This is a genomic window from Okeania sp. SIO2F4, assembly GCF_010672385.1.
Taxonomy (GTDB): domain Bacteria; phylum Cyanobacteriota; class Cyanobacteriia; order Cyanobacteriales; family Microcoleaceae; genus Trichodesmium.
The window spans coordinates 1-17,868 of the sequence record NZ_JAAHGT010000083.1 but is presented as its reverse complement, the minus strand read 5'-3'; the positions used below and the strand labels follow the sequence as shown (position 1 = coordinate 17,868).

The following is a 17,868-nucleotide window of genomic DNA, read 5'->3' as shown; positions in this document are numbered from 1 at the left end:
CATCGAAGGTTACAAGAACATTTTACCAAAATGTATCCTCGAACAAATAACTAACAGGACTTACGCATGAGGTACGAAAAACTAGGATTGAGATTGCTTCCCTGTCGGTCGATAGGGACGAAAATACGTTGCAGGTGCGTAAGTCCTAACTAATATAGAATCCGGTTGAACAGTCGTCCGCAGCCACGAGAGGAAGCAATCGACCTGCCCCCCTGAGATTGCTTCGGTCCACTCCGTTCCAGTCGCAATGACTTGAGTATAGTAATTATCCGGATTTGATCTAACTATTTTTTTGCTTTTAAGCGATCGCTAATTCAAGTTGAACAGTCCTCCGCAGCGACGAAGCGGAAGCAATCGACCTGCACCCCTGAGATTGCTTCGGTCCACTCCGTTCCAGTCGCTGCGGACGCAGGCTATAGTAATTATCCGGATTTGATCTAACTATTTTTTTGCTTTTAAGCGATCGCCAATTCAAGTTGAACAGTCGTCCGCAGCGACGAAGCGGAAGCAATCGACCTGCCCCCCTGAGATTGCTTCGGTCCACTCCGTTCCAGTCGCTGCGGACGCAGGCTATAGTAATTATCCGGATTTGATCTAACTATTTTTTTGCTTTTAAGCGATCGCCAATTCAAGCCAGAATAATTTTGTTCAAAACTTTTTTGTTAAAGGAAATAATCAAAATGAACTTTAAGAAATCCTTGCTAGGGTTAATCCTGTTAGGATTTGGACTATTGACACCTACTCATCTGGTCAAAGCTACAACTACTGATTCGGTTCAACCTCAAACTCTCAACGTTTTATCCTACAACATCTATATGCGCCCAAAGTTTCTGTTTTGGGATGGCCAAGATGTTCGTTCGCGCTTACTGCCTAATAAAATTCAAGGATATGATGTCATCATTTTTCAAGAAGCTTTTGATAATAGTGTGCGGAATAATTTATTAAATAGCTTGAAAAGCGAATATCCTTATCAGAGCAAAATTTTAGGCAGCGATCGAGGCATAAAGCAGGATGGTGGAGTAATTATTGTTAGTAAATGGCCAATTGAAGCAGAAGACCAACGATTATTTGGTAATGTTTGTGCTGCTGAAGACTGTCTGGCAGACAAAGGTGTACTCTATGCCCAAATTAACAAACAAGAACAACTTTACCATTTGTTTGGCACACACGCTCAAGCAGGAAGAAATAGGAGAACTACCCGCGAACAACAATTCCGTATAATCAAGTCATTTATTGATTCCAAACAAATTCCTGCGGAGCAACCCGTCATTATTGGTGGCGACTTCAATGTTAATCAATTCGATCGAAGTGCTTATGAATCAATGAAAACTATTTTGGATGTAACACAGCCACCTTCAACAGGTCTGCAATATACCTCCGATGGACAAATCAACGATCTGAAAAAAGGAAACAACCAAAGCTATCTCGATTACATCTTTTACTCAAACAACCATTTACGGCCAGTTAAAGCAGTCAATGAGGTTCTTTTGATTCGCGCAGACAAAGAATGGAAGAAAACAGGAGAAACTAACCAACAAGATTTGTCAGACCACTACCCTGTCTATGGGCGCTTTGAGTTTGGGGTTTGTAACTGTTGGCTAAAATATGGTATTATCTCTTAAAATCTGGGATTATCTGTTTTATGTTACTTGGATTCAAAAGTGAACTACACCCCACAAACAAACAAAAAACATTACTAGCTAAACACGCGCTTTGTAGCCCGTCACGCTTGGAATTGGGGATTATGGCTGACTAGAAATATCCTTGCTCACAATTCTCATAATCCTGATAGTAAACTTAAATTTCCTACTGCAATTGACCTGCATAAACTTTTAGTAGCAATGGTTAAACCTAAAAATTTTTGGTACTATGAAGTGTCTAAAACAGCGCCGTATGGATGCTTTGAGATATTTATCTCTAGCTTGGAAACGTTGTTTTACCAAAGTGTCTGGTCAACCTAGATTTAAGAAAAAAGGTAAAGATGATAGTTTTACTCTAGATGGTTCCATATCAGTAGGTTTTAATCAAATTAAATTACCAAGAATTGGATGGATTAAAACTTATGAAATATTGCCAGACAATATTAATCCCAAGTCAGTAACTATTAGTAGGGTATCTGATAGATGGTTTATCAGTTTCAATTCTAGAGAGAAAGAAACTCAAATTACTGAGAAATCTGTAGATGTAGTTGGTGTAGATTTAGGTATAAAATCTCTAGCTACATTATCCACTGGTGAAGTATTTCCAGGAGCTAAATCCTATAGAAAGTTAGAAGCTAAACTTTCGCTTGTTGCAATACTTGAATCGACATAAAGTCAAGTTTTCTAATAACTGGAAAAAAGCACAGCTAAAAATAGCGAGACTACACAACAGAATAGCTGACATTAGGAAAGATACATTGCATAAACGCGCCTACTTACTTAGCCAAAAACCACGGCATTATAGTAATAGAAGACCTTAATGTATCAGGAATGATGGCAAATCACAGCTACGTTGCATGCAACGTAGCTAAGGCTGTTGCTGACATGGGTTTTTATGAGTTCAGAAGACAGTTACAGTATAAGTGTCAACTATACGGCTCTAAGTTAATCGTTGTTGATAGATGGTTTCCTAGCTCTAAGACTTGCAGTAGGTGTGGTCAGATTAAAGAGTCTCTGTCTTTATCTGAAAGAGTATTCAATAAATGAAAGCCGACTTTTATATCTAACAGCTTTAGTTTTATCAACTTTAGTAACAGCATTTTTAGGATTGTAAAGACTATCAATGCAGCCCAAACCTCCTCCAAATATTATACATTTTTCTTGCTTATTATTCAAATTTTCTACATTAATCTTGACTCCATTATTTAGAATCAAAGTAACAGAATTTTTACCTTGATTCAACACAACTGTGTAAGGAGATATTACAGGTTTATTTTTAGTCTTTTGCTCGGCAGATATTAATTTTTGTTTGCCTGGTTTTTGCAAGTTACTAAATTTGCTTTTTGGTACAGAAATAGCTACTGCAACTATAGTAACAATTCCTCCAATTACTAGCAATTTGAACGCAGAGCCAAGGATTGTTTGGAGAACATTATTAACTTTGGAATTATTAGTGTTTGGGTCTAAAGTATTTTTCATAATCAAGGATACCTAAGTGTTGCATAATTATAGATATATTTGTGTTAATAGCGATTGCTGTTTAATCGCAATTTCCTTGGTAAATTAGGCGCAATTAGTTAAAATTGATATTGTCACAAAACATAGTTTATTACTAGCTTCTATAGCAAATCAACACCAAAATCAACAGCCCTAAACATCTCGGTGTTGTTCGGGAGTAAATATACGAATGACTGAGCCTCCTACTTTTTTCTCTGCTACAGTTCCTAAGTTTTTCTCAGCAAATCCTTGGAATATTTGCCAAATCGTATCAGCAGCTAGTTTGTACTTGGAGAACTTCTGCTGCACTTGCCTAACTGTAGTTTTTTTAGCAGCACAGAAACTCAATATTTTATCTTCTATTTCCTCTAGAGTAGGAGCATCTTGATTAGGAGCAGTTTCAGCAACATTAGTATCTTCATCTTCCTCATTATTAAGTTTAGTTTGCTTATGGTTTGTAGAAGCCTGACTGCTGCTTTGGTTGCCGGAACTTTCTGACTCAACGTGACCTTCAACAAAGACATACCTAACTGACTCTGGCAGAACTGCTGGCTCATCTTCTACTAATATTGGTCGCTCCTGTGATAAACACCAGTTGTACAATTCTGAGTTCCCTAGTTTCTGAGAATGCTTATGAGCAAATTCTCCTAACCTGACATAAGTTAAAGACTTCCGAATGTCTCCCTGACCTTCTATTTTGAGAGTCTTAACTTGGTCATATTTGACTAATAAAAATAATCTAATCAAAACCTTTCTTGCTTCTTTTATTAGGTCTAATACCACCTCAACACCTTGGTCAATCTTGCCACTAGCAACACAAAATTCATCAAGAATTACGTTTACCATTGGATAGTAAAAATCGCCTTGGTGGTATAGTTCGTACCTCCTATTCATCTCTTGTTCAATGATTTTAATAAACTGACAAACTGAAGGCTCAAAATCTATTTTTTTGTCTAAGAAATCTTGAAAGAATTGACCTTTATCTGGAATGACTGGGAGCTTATCCTTCTTCCAATTACCATAGTTTCGACTACCGCAATAGCTAGAAAACCCCTCAAAATCTCCTGGTTGATCGTGAGGGTTGCATACTACCACTTTGCCTCCCAAATGTGGAGCTAATCTCTCTGTGGTAAAACTCTTGCCATCACCTGTGCCACCGACAATGATAAGATGAACATACTTATTGGGATTAGTATTCAGCTTTTTCCAGTCAAAGTGATTAATTGCAGTAGCTTCAAGCATATTCTGAGTAGGTTTGCTTTCTACTGAGTAGCCTTCACAAGTTTGCTGTAGTGCTGCCACCTTTAAATCTGCCTCAGTTGCCAACATATTAATCTCAGACTCATCAATGATTTGAGTAATTATTGCTTCATGGATTTCTTGGTGAGCTGCTTGTGTACCCTTGATGCCATAGTAAATGGCTGTAATTGCTAGGGCAGATCTAGTAAGCTTTGGCTGAGGAAAGCAGGCGAATATTAGGCAACCAAAACAAACTATTAAGTTGTCTAAAACCATGCAGTAATGCTCCCTGCAATGATGCCTGCTCTCAAGATTATCAGTGCTAGGGTGAAAAATCCTACAGATAGCTTGGGGTTCAAACTTCTGGCTGCTGCTTCGCGCATTTCTGGGAAGCCAAAGGTATCTTGCAATTCTTTGAGTGTCCAGACAATAGCTCCGTACAATGGTAGGAAATGCCAAGATATTTGAGGCAGCAGGTTAAGCAGGTAGCCGCTGGCAAAACCGATAATAAATACAAATAGATACCAAGCAAGTCTATTTATCCCCATACTGCCCCGCCCTTTAATAAATTCTTGAAAATCTGCTATTTAAGTCTTCTGCCATTCTTTTAGCTGTAGACTCCCTACGCATTAAAATAACTAACTGAAAATGTTTTCCGTTATTTGTTTCAAAAAAGACATTTTCCCCTCTATTAATAAACTTCCCTAATAACAAGCCTTTATACTTAAGTGGTGCTTTAGACATCTTTGCCTCCATATAACATAGATAGCCTTTTTTCTGTAGCAGCGTTTAGTTGTTTAACGTTAACTGAATGACGAGCTTCAATTACTTGTTGGCTCTTTCTCCGTCTATCAGCTTCCAGGCGGTATTTACTACCAACCGAGTCTGCAACATCATAAAGGCGGTTGTAAGCCTGGTGCATGGCAAGGTTGCCCCTCAGCACTTCACTAGCAGCTCCAGCAAAATTCTTTGCCATTTTGACTGAGCCTTTGATAACAGCTTTTACTGCTGCTCTGTATTGGGTTGTTTTTACTGCATGGCTTGTGTAGAATTTGGCAGCATCTTTGGCTTCTGCTAAGGTTTCGTCTGTTATGGTTAATCCGTCTGCTTGCCAGCTATCAAGCATTGCTGAGGCGTCGGCAAGCATGGGTGCATTGTACCCTCCATCAGCAGGAGTAAGTATACCTTTTGGTACTGGGGCTGTACCTCCTCTACTGTTTAGACTACCTGCGTTTTGAGTTAACTGGGCGTTTGTCGGTTTCCTTTTTGTTAAGTATCCTTGTGGTGGCATTTTTTATCTCCTTACAAATGTCTTTGCAAAATCCAACGGGCAAGCTGAATAGCATTGTGCTTGTTCAGATTTAGTCGGTTTAGCTCTTGACAAAAGCTTTTAACTTCTGTGGATGAGCTTAGTTCATTAAAGGTAATTTCTTCAATGACTTTTTGTACTGCTACTAAGCGCTGGTTTATGCTCATTTTGCCTACTATTTCTTCGAGAGCTTCGTTGTTTTCAGTTTCTACGAAATATCCTATTGGTTTTGAGCTACTAACTATTTGATTGTCTGTCATTTTAATATCCACAGTATGTATCCCATTAACCAGCACCAAGCATGAGCTATTTGCTGCAATAAGTTTGGGTATTGGTTAATTGGGTTTTTGTTTTGTTGTCTAACTGAGATAGGCTTAAGCGACAATGCTAACCAACCGTGAATGAGGTTGTGTGCCCTTTTTGAGAGAACAAATACGTCCCGTTGCCACTTCTCTTTGCCTTTCCGCTCGTAGGTGTGGTGGTGGATATTGTAAGGGCGATATTTTCCTTTATATTTACCAACCTTCACACAAAACATTTGGCAACGGTAGCCTGTGGCTCTCAAGAAGCTAGGGTGCTTTGATTTCCACTCTCTTGAATTAAGATAGGATTTGTACATTAAATCCTTGTAATCAATTTGATTTCTACTTCTGCTCCGTCAGGGAAAAAATCAGGGCGCTTCAAGGTTAACCTCCTCTCAATTCCAGCTTGTACTTCAGCTATATCAAGGGGATGATTTGGGGTAGCTTCAATTTCTACCCTACCACTGCTTTTCAGCCAGCCAGCAGTTTTTTTAAACCTGGGCTTTGCTTCCCAATAAACTTGAATCATTTTCTGAATTACAAAATTGATTACGGGATGTTACCTTATTAATATTTCTAGTTCGATTTCCCATTCAGTAGCTTGGGAGTTTCTGTCTGTAGCAGGGAGGGAAGCTTGCCACTTTCTACATATTGATTTTGCTTTCCAACTGATGTAGAAACTTTGGAGAAGATACCACCAAAACCCTTTTTTAGGGAGTCTATTGCAGATTTTGTGAGGTCTCCGGTATATCCGGTTTGCACCTTACCTATCGCTTTCATTAGTGTTAGGGCTTGAATAGCATCGGCCAATTCATCGCTATTAGCTTCAGCGATTTCTTCAACCATTCCCTGAATCATTTGACTGCCTGCTTCAACGTCAAGGAGTTGGTTATCATTCCTCTGTTGTTGGGCTACATCTTTTTCTGGCTGCTGTTCTTTAATAAATTCGTTAATAGCTGCGGTAGTACCTCCCTTTTCAATGATTTTGTCAATCGCTTCATCAGTTGGTTGAATATTGCGGTTAGATAAGGCTTTTGCTATACGTTCGCGTTGCTGTACGTCACTCATAGTGGAACTCCGTTCTTTTTAATGTATTCCTTTGCCACTGCCCGATTACCGTAGGTTTGCACAATTTGTCTGTAATACCAGAGAAATTTTACTGCCTCTATCTGGTAAATCCAATTACGCTTGCTACCCACCTGTAAGGGGCAGTCTTCAATTGCTATTTCTCCAGCCTCAATTAGAGCTTTGATGTCTGCTACGTCTCTCGTTAAAGAGTTTGATCCTTTCTGAAAGCATGACTCAAACAAAGATAGGACTTGCTTGCGAGTCCAATAGCAAATTGGCTCTAACTCTTCTGGAAAAGGTTCCCACTCCATTCGTGGTGATTACTAAGTGATTACTATTTTTAAGTGATGAGTATTAGTTGATTAATAATCGTCTATTGCTCATGTAAACTATTCAAGCATGGCTTTTTGTTGGGTGCAACCTACACAGTCTCACAATTATTCTTGAGTAATAGCTTCCAGGAAAAAGCGCAGCTTTGCGTTAGCGCCAGCTTTGCTTTGCAATAGCAAACGACAGTGTTTCGGCTAAGAGCCGAGATGAATGCGAAGCACAACCTTCTTAGAAAAGCAATCTAAATGCTAGTTTTCTTGTGCAACATTTAAGATGAAACAGTCCACTAAACTATATCAAACAGCAACTAAAAAACCCCTAGCATTACTGCTAAGGGACTGGCACACATAAGGCAAGCATTCTTAATATTTTGTGGAGTAGGTGGGCAATTATTTAATCATTAATCAATCACTTCCAAGTAGGCCATAGGTAAGATAGCCTCCCCCCCATTATCTAGTTCCAATCGAACCTCTCCCTTTGCTAGTTCTGAAACGATAATCCCTGTTTTGCCCTCAAGGTCTTTCTGGTGTTTTTGAACTCGCTTAATTCTGTAGCGTAATTGGTTTGTGGGGTGGCCTTCTGCTCGATTGCCTTCCGGCACAGCGAAGTTATCATTTTGGTCACGATGGTTCTCCGAACCGCTATCGCGAACATCAAGTTTCCCTCTTTTTTTCAGAGCCTCAAAAATCAGCACAGAAATCATATTGGCCAAGCTTCTTTGCTCTGTGTTGGCCATATCATCTAAAATTTCTCTTATTTCTGGGTCTACATAAATGCTGATACGACTCAGCTTTGTGGGCATTTCAAAAAAATTATTCATTACTTATTGACATCCTACCTTATAACGATGTAAGTTACATAAGTAAAGAACAGTACATCACTGTGATGAACTTATTTTATTGTACTACATTATATTATTTTGCATTTGGTACATCACCGTGATGAACTTAACTCAAAAAAAACGGAATAGTTAAGAAGATGAGATGTTTTAACTACCCCTTGCTTGCCTAAGTCAAAGTCCCACTTAAACTTAGGAAAAAAATTTTCTAAGCCCTATTTATTTACTTAGTACCATGAGTGTAATTGAATGCCCTAAGCTTGTCTATCCACAGAGAATAATTCTCAGCGAAATAAATGAATACAACGTGGATGATTTCTGTCCCACGCTGCATCCAATGGAACTATTGAGAAAATACCCTATAAAACGGGCAATAATTGCCAAATTTCTCGGATTATCGCCCAAAACTATCAATTCTTACGCCTGTGGATTACGCCAAAACCCTACTCTCCCAGTCCAGAGACTATCCGCAGAGTTGATGGAGAAATGGTCTCAATCCACCCCAACAATATGATATTCGAGGGTTTCACACAGACGACAGTCTGTACCAAACACGGTGACAAGGCCGTATTCGGAGACAGTGGCAATCTTCTCCCGTCTCCACTCATCAACCCAATGATAGCCCTGGGTTTCAAACTGATGGATAAATTTATCTGCCACCAGATGCTTCATCATTTTTTCCATCGAATCCCCATTCCACATAGAAGTACAAGAGCTGCCAATTACTTTACTTGGAGTTTTCAGGCGGTTAACTTCTATTGCCTTGGCATTCATCCAAATCACCTTCTGAGTCACCATCTCAGTTAGGTAACACGGATGAGTCCGCTGGTAGAGTTCGTTCAAATCTAGATCTAATTCGGGAATTATTAGGTTTTGAGACTGTTGAGTCATAGACAATATCGGTGTGGAATTTCCTTGTGATGGTGATGGTATTTCTGATAATTTTCTTAGGCCATAAGTCGCTCCTACCTAGGTTAATCTAACCTCTCCCCAGATGTTAGCCACAGCTTCTAGCCAAGACTCGCATTGGCTATAGGCTGCCATCGCATCTTCTCGCCCTAGATTTGGGGGTGCAATGAACACAATACCCTGATTTGACAGCACCCCTTCTTGCCAACCATCAAGGCATTTCGGTCTCGGTAAATTCTTCTCCTCTTTCATCTGCAGTTCTTTCTTCAGTTACAAGACTTTTGTCCTGAGTAGACCTGGCCTGTTGTAGCAGACGTTGGTCATAGCCGAAAAAATCACACAGCACACTTAACTCTAAGTCTGATAGCTCTTCTCCCGATAAGGTTTTGAGCAGAGGAGATTTGATGACTATTGGCAAGGTGATATCTAGTTTGGAGCGTTCCTCATCTAGTTCACTTTGTAGCTCGGCTATCCGTTGGGCGGATGCTTGTTTTTCCTCTGTGAGTCGCTTTTGGTAGTGAGCCATTGCCTCTACCCACAGTTGATTTTTCTCGTCTTCGAGCATCATCCGCTCAATTAAAACGGATGCGAGGGAGGAAACATTTCGCCCCTCCTTGTGGGCTCTTTCTTCCAGCTTCTTGTAGACGCCCTTGGGCAAAGAAATGGACAATCGGTTGCTATCAGCCATAAGTCGTTTCAGTTATCAGTTATCAGTTAGCCTCCTGCGGAGGAACTTCGTTAACAGTTATCAGTACCCACCGCCGCTTTTCATTCCCTTGAAGGGGAAAGCTATTGACCTTATTTTTTGGTCATAAGTTAAAAGTTGTTGGTGATTTTGGGCCAAGTTTTCAGGAAATAATTGATGTAAATATGCGCTATTATTACAGCGATTTTTACATTCAAATAACTATAAGCAAAAATGCTTGATTTGTGAAGGTTATGGTGCTAGATTTAGAGCTGAAGTCATAAGTCTGAATTTAGAAGTCAGAAGTTAAATTCTTTCTGTGCAAGAATGTCCGTTTTTAGGCCATATTGTACTACACCAATAGGGCGGGGATATTTATAAATGTTCACTCCTCTCCCATCTATCTAACTTATGACTTCTGACTTAAGTTTCTACCTCCAAAAAAAAATGGGCAGTTGGTAGCTGTCCACTGTTTAATGTGATGTTCAAAGTTAATCAAAAAATTTGGTGTTTCGCTGCGCGACATGAAGCGCGTAAGCGGACGGTCTATCTCAGGAGACAAAAACACAATTATCTAGTGAGATGATAACAAGATGAATACAAAGAATCTCAAAGCTAAAGTGAATCAATTCCTTTGCTTTTTAGGATATACATCAAATGATAACATATATTTCCGCGCTTTTAAAGAGGAAAATGGCAAAAATTTGGCTAAAAAGACTAACTATAGCCTAGAGTTAATTAACTACAAAGAATTATTGCAATGGGAAAGTTTTGGTTATGGTATCTACATTGTAGTTAATGGCGGGGGTAATACTGACGCTGATGTGACAGCAGGAAAAGCTATATTCTATGAGCATGATAATTTACCCAAAGACCAACAACTAATACTTTGGCAAAATTTAGGTTTGCCAGAACCAACAATACAAGTTGATACGGGTGGTAAATCAATTCACAGTTATTGGGTATTTAATGAAGGGATACCCATAGATAAGTGGAAGGAACTGCAAGCAGACTTATTAGAATATGCTGATGGCGATCGCTCTATCAAGAATCCTTCACGAGTAATGCGAGTGCCTGGGTTTAAGCATCAGAAGTCTGGAAAGGTAGCGGAAATAGTTAGTAGTAGGGGTAATAAGTATAGCTATCAGGAACTACGAAGTACAATACCTCGACAGAAAGAACCTACCCTTAACTTTGATGGTGCTACCCGCCGTCGGGAGGATGAACAAACAATTCAACTCAATACACCTCCTCTGGCAATATTCTTAACTAAGGATGACAGAGACCTAATTGAAAGGGGTGTAAGTCAAGGAGGTAGAAACAATGCTGGTGCAAAGCTTGCCAGAAACTTAATTGGCACTGCACAAAGACTTAATTATCTGGGAATTAACTACACCGATACACCACAAGCACTTTTTGAAGATTATTGTAGTCGATGCAGCCCACCTATTAATAGTAAGGAGGCGCAACAGATTTGGAAATCAGCCCAAAAAGGCAACCCCACCGCTTCTCTTACAGACGATGCTATAGAAAATTGCCTGAAAGCGTGGCAGAAAAATCAGCATTACAGCAGAAATAGTAGCAATAGTGACTATGGTAAGGAAACTTCACCACCTCATCAGGGTAATAGTCAAATTAAAGGCGTAATTCCCCCAAAGAAATGGGATCAACTCAAAGTTTTGGGAGAGATTATCAAGCTGGCAGAGCAACGCCCCAGAAAAAGCAGACTCACCATTGAGCTTAAGCAACTTTCTCTTGATAGTGGGTGGGATATTCGTTCATTAAAGGAAGTTTATGAAAGAACGATTGAGGATTTCGACGCAGATGCCGAACTACCAGACGATGAAAAGGAATTTTCGGAAATTCTCTCAGCTAATGTTAAGTTAAAATGTCATGCCATGTTACCACAAGAGTTACACCCAGTCCTTACATTTGCAGATAACTTAGGAGTTCCTTACGAACCAACTTTAGTTGCTTTGGAAGCAGCAGCAGCTTCATTAATTGACCCCGATACTAAAATTATTGGACGTGAGTGCAGCAACTATGACCAGAATGCTACTATTTTTTCTGCTATTGTGGGAGAGCCAGCATCTAGGAAGTCTCCTTTAATTCAAGCGATCGCCCGAAAGCCTTTGTCCAAAATGCAGGAAAAAGCTACAGAATTATACGATCGGCAGAAAATTGATTATGAGAGAGACTTAGCAGATTGGGAGGCATCAGATAAATCTACTAGGGGTGACAAACCTCAAGAGCCAAAGCTACGGGTGTTTAGCACTGGAGACTATACTCCTGAAGGGATGAGAGAACTAGCCCAACATAATCCCAAGATTTTGAGATGCTTCGATGAGTTGGCTAAGGAGCAAAAGTCTCAAGGTCAGTATAAAGGAGGAAAGGGTGGGGACGCTCAGTTGCTCTTAGAGTCTTATGATGGCCTTATGGATACTGTCGTTCGTAGAGGTAAGATTTATCCCGGTGGTGTAGTAAATCAATGTTTGTTGGGAGGGATTCAACCTGAAGTTTTGTCTGAAATTATCTCTAGCTCAGACCCCACAGGGCTTTTCGCTAGATACAATATCGCCACTTTACCAAACATTCCTCACTATTGGGACGATGATAATGAAGTAGGCATGGACATTACGCCTCTGTTGGTTGATACCTACGAAAGCATAAACCGTTTGCCTGCTTTTACTTTCAAGCTTTCCCCAGATGCCTACCAGCTATTCAAGTCTTGTCATAATCACGCCGAAAGCCAAAAGGCTAAAGCCGATCGCCCAGCGATGATTTACCAGTACGGGAAAATGTCAGGGAAAATTTTGCGGTGGGCAATGCTGTATCATGTTCTCCACGCTGTTTGTCAAGGTCACCAGCCTTCAGAAATCGTTGAGAAAAAATTCGTTCAAATTGCTAAGGAACGGGCAATTTACCAAATGTCTCAGGTTCGTGGATTGCTGTCTATTATGGATGATTCTGGGCCGAGTAAAATGTTTCAGCTATATCAGTATGCTCTGAGGAAAGGAGAACCAATTACGCCCAGGGATGCTGTATATAAGACTAAGAAGGCCAAGGATAGAGGTGAGGCTATTGATTTTTTTCGCCGATTGGAGGAGATGGGATGGGGCCGAACAATAACCACTCCAAGGACAATTAAGTTTGAAGCTTTTGAGGAAAGAAGGGTATCAGACCCATCAACTACTGTCCAAGTTGTAACTAAGATATCTGAATCCGGTGACAGTTTACCAAAAGCAGTCACAGTATTTACTTCGGAGGTAGAAACTCAAATTAACACTACTACCAGTGACAGAAGGCAAACCACAGTTCTGGAGAGGGATACAGAGCAAGCGGTCACTACTCTAACCGATACTTCACAGAGGGTTTCAAAAATAGTTGATGACCTTAGAAACTGTGACAGAGAAATATTTATGAAACTCTGTGATAAGTATGGAAAAGATGAACTTCAGCAAGCTTGCCAAATCCTCGAAAGTTCTAATGACGAGGAAGATAAAAAGCAATTTCAGAAAATTAAGTTTTGGGCTTACGAGAGACAGCTTGGTGGAGAGTTAAAGGTTGGTTATTTAATTAAGTTGAAGGGTGGTGACGACTCTAGTTTCAATACCTGGGAAATTAAGAGCGTGGAGAGCAATCACTTGTGGGTTGAAAGAACTGGCTATAAGGTTAAGCCAGAAACTAGAAGGGTTAAGTTTAGAGATGTAGAGAAGATTTACACAAAATCTTGATTATTGGACATAATTTAATCTCCTTAGTCTCAGAATGTTAATTTTTATTAAAGCTAGGTTGATAAAATTTCATACTATTAAAAGTCCATTCTCAGTCCATTTTCTAGTGAAAAATAAGGCTAAAAGGTTGAAAATTCGTTGATTTTTGAATGGGTGGTACTGGATTTAACCAGTGACATCCTGCTTGTCAATCTGGGGAATATCGCTGAATCAGCTTTTGACTCTTAGTACCTAATTGAGTTGGGAAAGATGCTCTAGAGGCTGGTGATAGACTCCAGCATTCTATAAGCTTTGACTACTTTTGACTATCCTTGACTATAGTAGTCAAACAATAGTCAAACAGCTTCAAAAACTTAATTCTGTATGCTGGGTTTTAATGGCCGTTAATTGGCTGAAACCCCTTGCTAGTGAACGGAGAGGGTGGGATTCGAACCCACGGAGACTTTCACCTCACTCGATTTCAAGTCGAGCGCATTCGACCACTCTGCCACCTCTCCCTAATAAGTCAAAATTCAAAATTCAAAAGTCAAAAGTGATTTTGGAGTTTTGACCAAACAAGCTGGGACGCTTGTAATGTTTTGACAATTATTTATTATAGCACCTATGCAGACTCAAAAACAAGTTTTTGTTGGGAATATAAAAATTCTTCAGAAATTATCTGCAAATTTTGGCCCAACCAAACCAACGCAACTTGAGAAACAAAACCTGCTTTCATGGAAACAATAGAGAAATTGCGCTTTTTCTGACCTTCTGTTTCAATAATGCGTGGCACTCTTGCTGCATTAAAATATAAAGTCCCTTCACTGTCCACATCAATACATTTACGCAACCGCTCCTGAGTATGTCGCAACCTATGGTGCATGTGGCCAAAAGTAACTAGAGAAATTTTCTTACCCAACTTACGAGATTGTATTATTGCATTAGTAAAGTCTGGATCGCCAAAATCTCCGCCTATAGGTTTCCAGTCTCGCCCCACCGGGTCTTCAGGAGCGTCTCCCAAACCAGTTGGCCCATTATGGCCAAGAAAAATCACATTTTCATATCTTGCATTCTCTACAGCTTGCATCATTAAATCAGTAGATTCCTCAAAACTATTGACCCCAAACCGTTCCCGATAAAAATTGTCATGTTTCCATTCTGGACCGCCCCAACTAAAAGGGCGAGTCCCCACAACTGTCAAGGCCAACTCTGGGAAGTCCAGACTACTATAACCTACATGAGCCTCTCCAAGTAAGTCTATTTGTTGCTGGACTCTATCTTCTTGAGTTCGGTCATAAGGACATTTGCTTCTTCCCCAGTCTGTAGCTGTATACCATGCATCGTGATTACCAAAAACTGCCGCTTTAGGTATATCAAGAGTGGCGATCGCTCGAACCACTTCTACTGCTTCATTACCAAAGTCTCCCACAAATAGTACCAAATCAACTCCCAGATGCTTGAGGGCTATTTCATCTTCCAATTCCCACTGACCGTGAACATCTCCGATAACGGCAATTTTAATCAATTTATCTTGATTATTGGTCATGTTTACTGTCATATTTACTTTTTTTTCCTAAAATTGTTTTCGACTTATTTATTATTAATTACAAATATTCAGTATACTAAATCTTATGATTTAATCAAATTATTTGCAATTTTTAAGGCTTTATCTCAAAGAAAACCATCTAATTAATATTTTATTTTAAGCACCTAAATTAGTATATTAGAGTTAAGCATACTATACACTATATCATAATGAATAATCAACAGCTAATTATTTTTACTCGCTATCCAGAACCAGGAAAAACTAAAACACGATTAATACCTGCTTTGGGGGCAGAAGGTGCAGCAAATCTACAATTTCAGATGACTGAAACAACAATCACAAAAGCTAATAAATTAGCTAATATGATGTCATTATCTATTGAAATTAGATTTGCTGGTGGAGATTTGCAATTAATGAAAAACTGGTTAGGTTCTGATTTAAAATATCAAGAACAAGGTGCGGGAGATTTAGGTGAACGTATAACAAGAGCATTTGAATCCGCTTTTGATCGGGAGATGAAATCTGTAGTAATTATTGGTACAGATTGCCTCAGTTTAACTCCTGAAATTATGTTACAAGCTTTTGCTAAACTAACTCAATCAGATATGATAATTGGTCCAGCAATAGATGGAGGTTATTATCTAATTGGTCTCAAAAAAATTATCCCAGAATTATTTCAAGGAATTAATTGGGGAACTTCTGTTGTCTTGTCAAAAACTGTAGCGATCGCTCAAAATATTAATTTAGCTATTGACTATTTACCCGAACTTTCTGATATTGACCGTCCAGAAGACTTGGAAAAATTACAATTTTAAATTAATCAATAGACATCTCCAAAAATTAAAAATAAAATCAATTCAAGACATGAAATAAACAATTTAATTCCCTATTCCCTATTCCCTATTCCCTATTCCCTGACTTCTGCAAGAAGTCTGATACATATCTAATTTTCATCTGCTTTTAAATTTCACCCTATTCAATGGGAAAAAATATAAATTTTCCATCCCTTACCAAAAAATTGATGAGCGGTATTTCAATTATTATTCCCGTGTTAAATGAAGTTAGTACAATCGCCCAAACTATTTCCACAGCTCAAACAGGAAAAGATATAGAAATAATAGTAGTTGACGGTGGCAGTAATGATGGTACAACTGAACTTGTTAAATCTTTAGATATTAAACTTATTTATTCTCTTGCTGGTCGTAGTATTCAAATGAATTGTGGAGCCAAAGCAGCAACAGGAAATATTCTTTTATTTCTACATGGAGATACATTTTTACCATTAAAATTTGACCAATTATTAAGAGAAATTCTAGCCAAACCGAACATTATTGCAGGTGCGTTTGAATTAGGTATTAGAGGAAGAAAAAGAAATTTACGAATAGTTGAGAAAATGGTAAATTGGCGATCGCGTTATTTACAAATGCCTTATGGAGACCAAGGAATTTTTCTCCCAGCTAAAATATTTCAAGAAATTGGTGGTTTCCCAGAAATACCAATTATGGAAGATTTTGAATTGATCCGAAAGTTAAGGAAAAGAGGGCGAATTGCAATTGTATCAAAACCAGTATTAACTTCTGGCCGTCGGTGGCAAAAATTAGGAATATTTAAAACTACTCTCATTAATCAAGTAGTAATCATTGCTTACTTACTTGGAGTCTCTCCAAAGATATTAGCGCAATGGTATCGTAGCTATTTTAAGTAGGAATACGGTAGTGACGTTCTCCCACCGTTAACCGCCAGGGGTATAACGGGGGCTTCTCTTCGCAGTTGGTATAATACAGATAATAGAGTTGTTGGGAAATAACTTAGATGAGCGAAAAATGAAAACTTAAACTAATTTCAGTGGTTCAAAAGCAACATTATTAGTTTCATCGGACTCAGTTATTTTTTTGCCAGGGTCAACTTGAGCAGCAAGGTAATAATCTCCTACTGGAGTGTCAGCAGGAATTCCGCCACTATCAGTTATTACCCATTCTTCTCCCGGTGCTAAATCAGGTGTATTGCTGATTCGCCCCCCTGGGAGCAAAACATCTTCATTATAATTAGCTGAAAAGATAGCAAAGCCATCTGGAACTTCGGTGTCACTAGAGAGAATTAGATCTACCATGTAACCGTACGAAAAAAACTGTAGAAAATCGTAACAGCTTTTATCTTGATATTGGATTAACCAATATTGGCGCTCTCGGCACAGCTCACTATTCCCTCGGCAGTAAATGCCCCTGGGAATTTCTTTCTAATTATCTGAAGACTACCATTAACGTCGGCATTAATTACTTTACCTGTTGCACTTCTGAATAAACCACGTTTGACTCGCTTGCCTACATAGAATTCAATAGCATATTGGTTTTTCTAGATCGATAGCAGATGTTTTACTGGTGTAACTTTCTTCGGTTTCAATAACTTTAATACCAACCAGTTGACATTTATAAGTTATCTGTTGAATTAACAATTAAGTGCGGTATTTGGGTAAAGTTTTGATTGTTTTTTTTGCCGATATTTGCACTTTGTTTCCAGTTATCATTTTTTCCTATGACTACAGTACCAATATTATTTGTGGTTAAATACTCAAGCACTAAGAGCTGATTCATAAAGAGAATCTAAAGAAAGTTGCTCCTAGTCAAATGAGGTGTTATTGTTGAGTATAGTTGCTCCATATTATAACTAATGAGTCGTCTACCTGCGATCGCTAACCCTAAACGTCAACCATACCCAAGCGACCTGAGTGATTCGTATGGGGGAGATACTCAAGCCTCTGCTACCTAAGCCTAAAGGCTTTGGGCATCCTGTTC

General features: G+C 39.0%; 26 protein-coding genes, 1 tRNA gene and 1 pseudogene. 8 read left to right on the top strand and 20 right to left on the bottom strand.

Annotated elements, in window-relative coordinates; all coding sequences use genetic code 11:
• Window positions 1–680 precede the first annotated feature (680 nt).
• From F6K22_RS08165 to F6K22_RS08150, 5 genes are all read left to right on the top strand, one after another.
• Entirely contained in the window at window positions 681–1,622 is a 942-nt protein-coding gene (locus F6K22_RS08165) for a sphingomyelin phosphodiesterase (RefSeq protein ID WP_293095646.1), read from the top strand.
• A 20-nt stretch (window positions 1,623–1,642) separates the two neighbouring features.
• The gene (locus tag F6K22_RS08160) at window positions 1,643–1,756 is read left to right on the top strand and encodes a helix-turn-helix domain-containing protein (RefSeq protein WP_293095643.1); all 114 of its coding nucleotides are present in this window, start codon (window positions 1,643–1,645) and stop codon (window positions 1,754–1,756) included.
• Between the two features lie 113 nt (window positions 1,757–1,869).
• A complete protein-coding gene (locus tag F6K22_RS08155) occupies window positions 1,870–2,313 on the top strand; it encodes an RNA-guided endonuclease InsQ/TnpB family protein (RefSeq protein ID WP_293095640.1) in 444 nt (147 codons plus the stop codon).
• Window positions 2,288–2,461 carry a hypothetical protein gene (locus F6K22_RS41820; RefSeq protein WP_363273090.1) on the top strand — a complete coding sequence of 58 codons (174 nt, stop codon included), beginning with the start codon at window positions 2,288–2,290 and terminating at the stop codon, window positions 2,459–2,461. Before F6K22_RS08155 ends, F6K22_RS41820 begins: the two co-directional genes overlap by 26 nt.
• 10 nt (window positions 2,462–2,471) lie before the next feature.
• Window positions 2,472–2,687 (top strand): zinc ribbon domain-containing protein, encoded by a 216-nt coding sequence (locus tag F6K22_RS08150; protein WP_363273088.1) that lies wholly within the window; start codon window positions 2,472–2,474, stop codon window positions 2,685–2,687.
• Here the strand turns inward: F6K22_RS08150 and F6K22_RS08145 are convergent.
• The 15 genes and pseudogenes from F6K22_RS08145 to F6K22_RS41815 form a co-directional block, all read right to left on the bottom strand.
• Complete coding sequence (locus F6K22_RS08145; RefSeq protein WP_293095637.1) at window positions 2,661–3,119, bottom strand: hypothetical protein; 459 nt, start codon at window positions 3,117–3,119, stop codon at window positions 2,661–2,663. The two genes, F6K22_RS08150 and F6K22_RS08145, sit on opposite strands and share 27 nt — an antisense overlap.
• A 171-nt stretch (window positions 3,120–3,290) precedes the next feature.
• Complete coding sequence (locus F6K22_RS08140) at window positions 3,291–4,652, bottom strand: hypothetical protein (RefSeq protein WP_293095635.1); 1,362 nt, start codon at window positions 4,650–4,652, stop codon at window positions 3,291–3,293.
• Window positions 4,643–4,924 (bottom strand): hypothetical protein, encoded by a 282-nt coding sequence (locus tag F6K22_RS08135; RefSeq protein ID WP_293095632.1) that lies wholly within the window; start codon window positions 4,922–4,924, stop codon window positions 4,643–4,645. The genes F6K22_RS08140 and F6K22_RS08135 overlap by 10 nt, the downstream gene beginning before the upstream one ends.
• 13 nt (window positions 4,925–4,937) lie before the next feature.
• A complete protein-coding gene (locus F6K22_RS08130; RefSeq protein WP_293095629.1) occupies window positions 4,938–5,120 on the bottom strand; it encodes a hypothetical protein in 183 nt (60 codons plus the stop codon).
• Window positions 5,113–5,667, bottom strand: coding sequence for a hypothetical protein (locus F6K22_RS08125; protein ID WP_293095627.1), 555 nt, complete (start codon window positions 5,665–5,667; stop codon window positions 5,113–5,115). The genes F6K22_RS08130 and F6K22_RS08125 overlap by 8 nt, the downstream gene beginning before the upstream one ends.
• Window positions 5,668–5,678: 11 nt before the next feature.
• A complete protein-coding gene (locus F6K22_RS08120; RefSeq protein WP_293095625.1) occupies window positions 5,679–5,945 on the bottom strand; it encodes a hypothetical protein in 267 nt (88 codons plus the stop codon).
• On the bottom strand, window positions 5,942–6,304 hold the full coding sequence (locus F6K22_RS08115; protein ID WP_293095623.1) for a hypothetical protein: 363 nt from the start codon (window positions 6,302–6,304) through the stop codon (window positions 5,942–5,944). The genes F6K22_RS08120 and F6K22_RS08115 overlap by 4 nt, the downstream gene beginning before the upstream one ends.
• Window positions 6,304–6,516, bottom strand: coding sequence for a hypothetical protein (locus F6K22_RS08110; RefSeq protein ID WP_293095621.1), 213 nt, complete (start codon window positions 6,514–6,516; stop codon window positions 6,304–6,306). Before F6K22_RS08110 ends, F6K22_RS08115 begins: the two co-directional genes overlap by 1 nt.
• A gap of 47 nt (window positions 6,517–6,563) precedes the next feature.
• Window positions 6,564–7,055 carry a hypothetical protein gene (locus F6K22_RS08105; protein WP_293095618.1) on the bottom strand — a complete coding sequence of 164 codons (492 nt, stop codon included), beginning with the start codon at window positions 7,053–7,055 and terminating at the stop codon, window positions 6,564–6,566.
• Window positions 7,052–7,366 carry a hypothetical protein gene (locus F6K22_RS08100; protein ID WP_293095616.1) on the bottom strand — a complete coding sequence of 105 codons (315 nt, stop codon included), beginning with the start codon at window positions 7,364–7,366 and terminating at the stop codon, window positions 7,052–7,054. The genes F6K22_RS08105 and F6K22_RS08100 overlap by 4 nt, the downstream gene beginning before the upstream one ends.
• A gap of 419 nt (window positions 7,367–7,785) precedes the next feature.
• A complete protein-coding gene (locus F6K22_RS08095) occupies window positions 7,786–8,205 on the bottom strand; it encodes a ribbon-helix-helix domain-containing protein (RefSeq protein WP_293095614.1) in 420 nt (139 codons plus the stop codon).
• Between the two features lie 510 nt (window positions 8,206–8,715).
• Entirely contained in the window at window positions 8,716–9,114 is a 399-nt protein-coding gene (locus F6K22_RS08090; protein WP_293095612.1) for a hypothetical protein, read from the bottom strand.
• A gap of 78 nt (window positions 9,115–9,192) precedes the next feature.
• Window positions 9,193–9,384 (bottom strand): hypothetical protein, encoded by a 192-nt coding sequence (locus F6K22_RS08085; RefSeq protein ID WP_293095610.1) that lies wholly within the window; start codon window positions 9,382–9,384, stop codon window positions 9,193–9,195.
• Window positions 9,344–9,700, bottom strand: coding sequence for a hypothetical protein (locus F6K22_RS08080; RefSeq protein WP_293095607.1), 357 nt, complete (start codon window positions 9,698–9,700; stop codon window positions 9,344–9,346). Before F6K22_RS08080 ends, F6K22_RS08085 begins: the two co-directional genes overlap by 41 nt.
• Window positions 9,701–9,712: 12 nt before the next feature.
• A pseudogene (locus tag F6K22_RS41815) lies at window positions 9,713–9,820 on the bottom strand (ribbon-helix-helix domain-containing protein); the annotation flags it as partial.
• Between the two features lie 590 nt (window positions 9,821–10,410).
• Here F6K22_RS41815 and F6K22_RS08075 point away from each other — a divergent pair.
• A complete protein-coding gene (locus F6K22_RS08075) occupies window positions 10,411–13,551 on the top strand; it encodes a DUF3987 domain-containing protein (RefSeq protein ID WP_293095605.1) in 3,141 nt (1,046 codons plus the stop codon).
• Between the two features lie 412 nt (window positions 13,552–13,963).
• Here the strand turns inward: F6K22_RS08075 and F6K22_RS08070 are convergent.
• Together F6K22_RS08070 and F6K22_RS08065 are read right to left on the bottom strand one after the other, a co-directional pair.
• Window positions 13,964–14,048, bottom strand: a tRNA-Ser gene (locus F6K22_RS08070).
• A gap of 104 nt (window positions 14,049–14,152) precedes the next feature.
• Entirely contained in the window at window positions 14,153–15,076 is a 924-nt protein-coding gene (locus F6K22_RS08065) for a TIGR04168 family protein (RefSeq protein ID WP_293095649.1), read from the bottom strand.
• A 209-nt stretch (window positions 15,077–15,285) separates the two neighbouring features.
• Here F6K22_RS08065 and F6K22_RS08060 point away from each other — a divergent pair, with 209 nt between their 5' ends.
• Complete coding sequence (locus tag F6K22_RS08060; RefSeq protein ID WP_293095603.1) at window positions 15,286–15,891, top strand: TIGR04282 family arsenosugar biosynthesis glycosyltransferase; 606 nt, start codon at window positions 15,286–15,288, stop codon at window positions 15,889–15,891.
• A 206-nt stretch (window positions 15,892–16,097) separates the two neighbouring features.
• Window positions 16,098–16,781 (top strand): TIGR04283 family arsenosugar biosynthesis glycosyltransferase, encoded by a 684-nt coding sequence (locus F6K22_RS08055; RefSeq protein WP_293095600.1) that lies wholly within the window; start codon window positions 16,098–16,100, stop codon window positions 16,779–16,781.
• Between the two features lie 126 nt (window positions 16,782–16,907).
• Here the strand turns inward: F6K22_RS08055 and F6K22_RS08050 are convergent, their stop codons facing one another.
• The 3 genes from F6K22_RS08050 to F6K22_RS08045 all read right to left on the bottom strand — a co-directional run bounded on the left by F6K22_RS08050 (window position 16,908) and on the right by F6K22_RS08045 (window position 17,667).
• Entirely contained in the window at window positions 16,908–17,186 is a 279-nt protein-coding gene (locus F6K22_RS08050; RefSeq protein ID WP_293095598.1) for a CARDB domain-containing protein, read from the bottom strand.
• A 222-nt stretch (window positions 17,187–17,408) separates the two neighbouring features.
• On the bottom strand, window positions 17,409–17,528 hold the full coding sequence (locus tag F6K22_RS41810) for a zinc ribbon domain-containing protein (protein ID WP_363273081.1): 120 nt from the start codon (window positions 17,526–17,528) through the stop codon (window positions 17,409–17,411).
• Window positions 17,503–17,667 carry a hypothetical protein gene (locus F6K22_RS08045; RefSeq protein WP_293095596.1) on the bottom strand — a complete coding sequence of 55 codons (165 nt, stop codon included), beginning with the start codon at window positions 17,665–17,667 and terminating at the stop codon, window positions 17,503–17,505. Before F6K22_RS08045 ends, F6K22_RS41810 begins: the two co-directional genes overlap by 26 nt.
• Window positions 17,668–17,868: the final 201 nt, after the last annotated feature.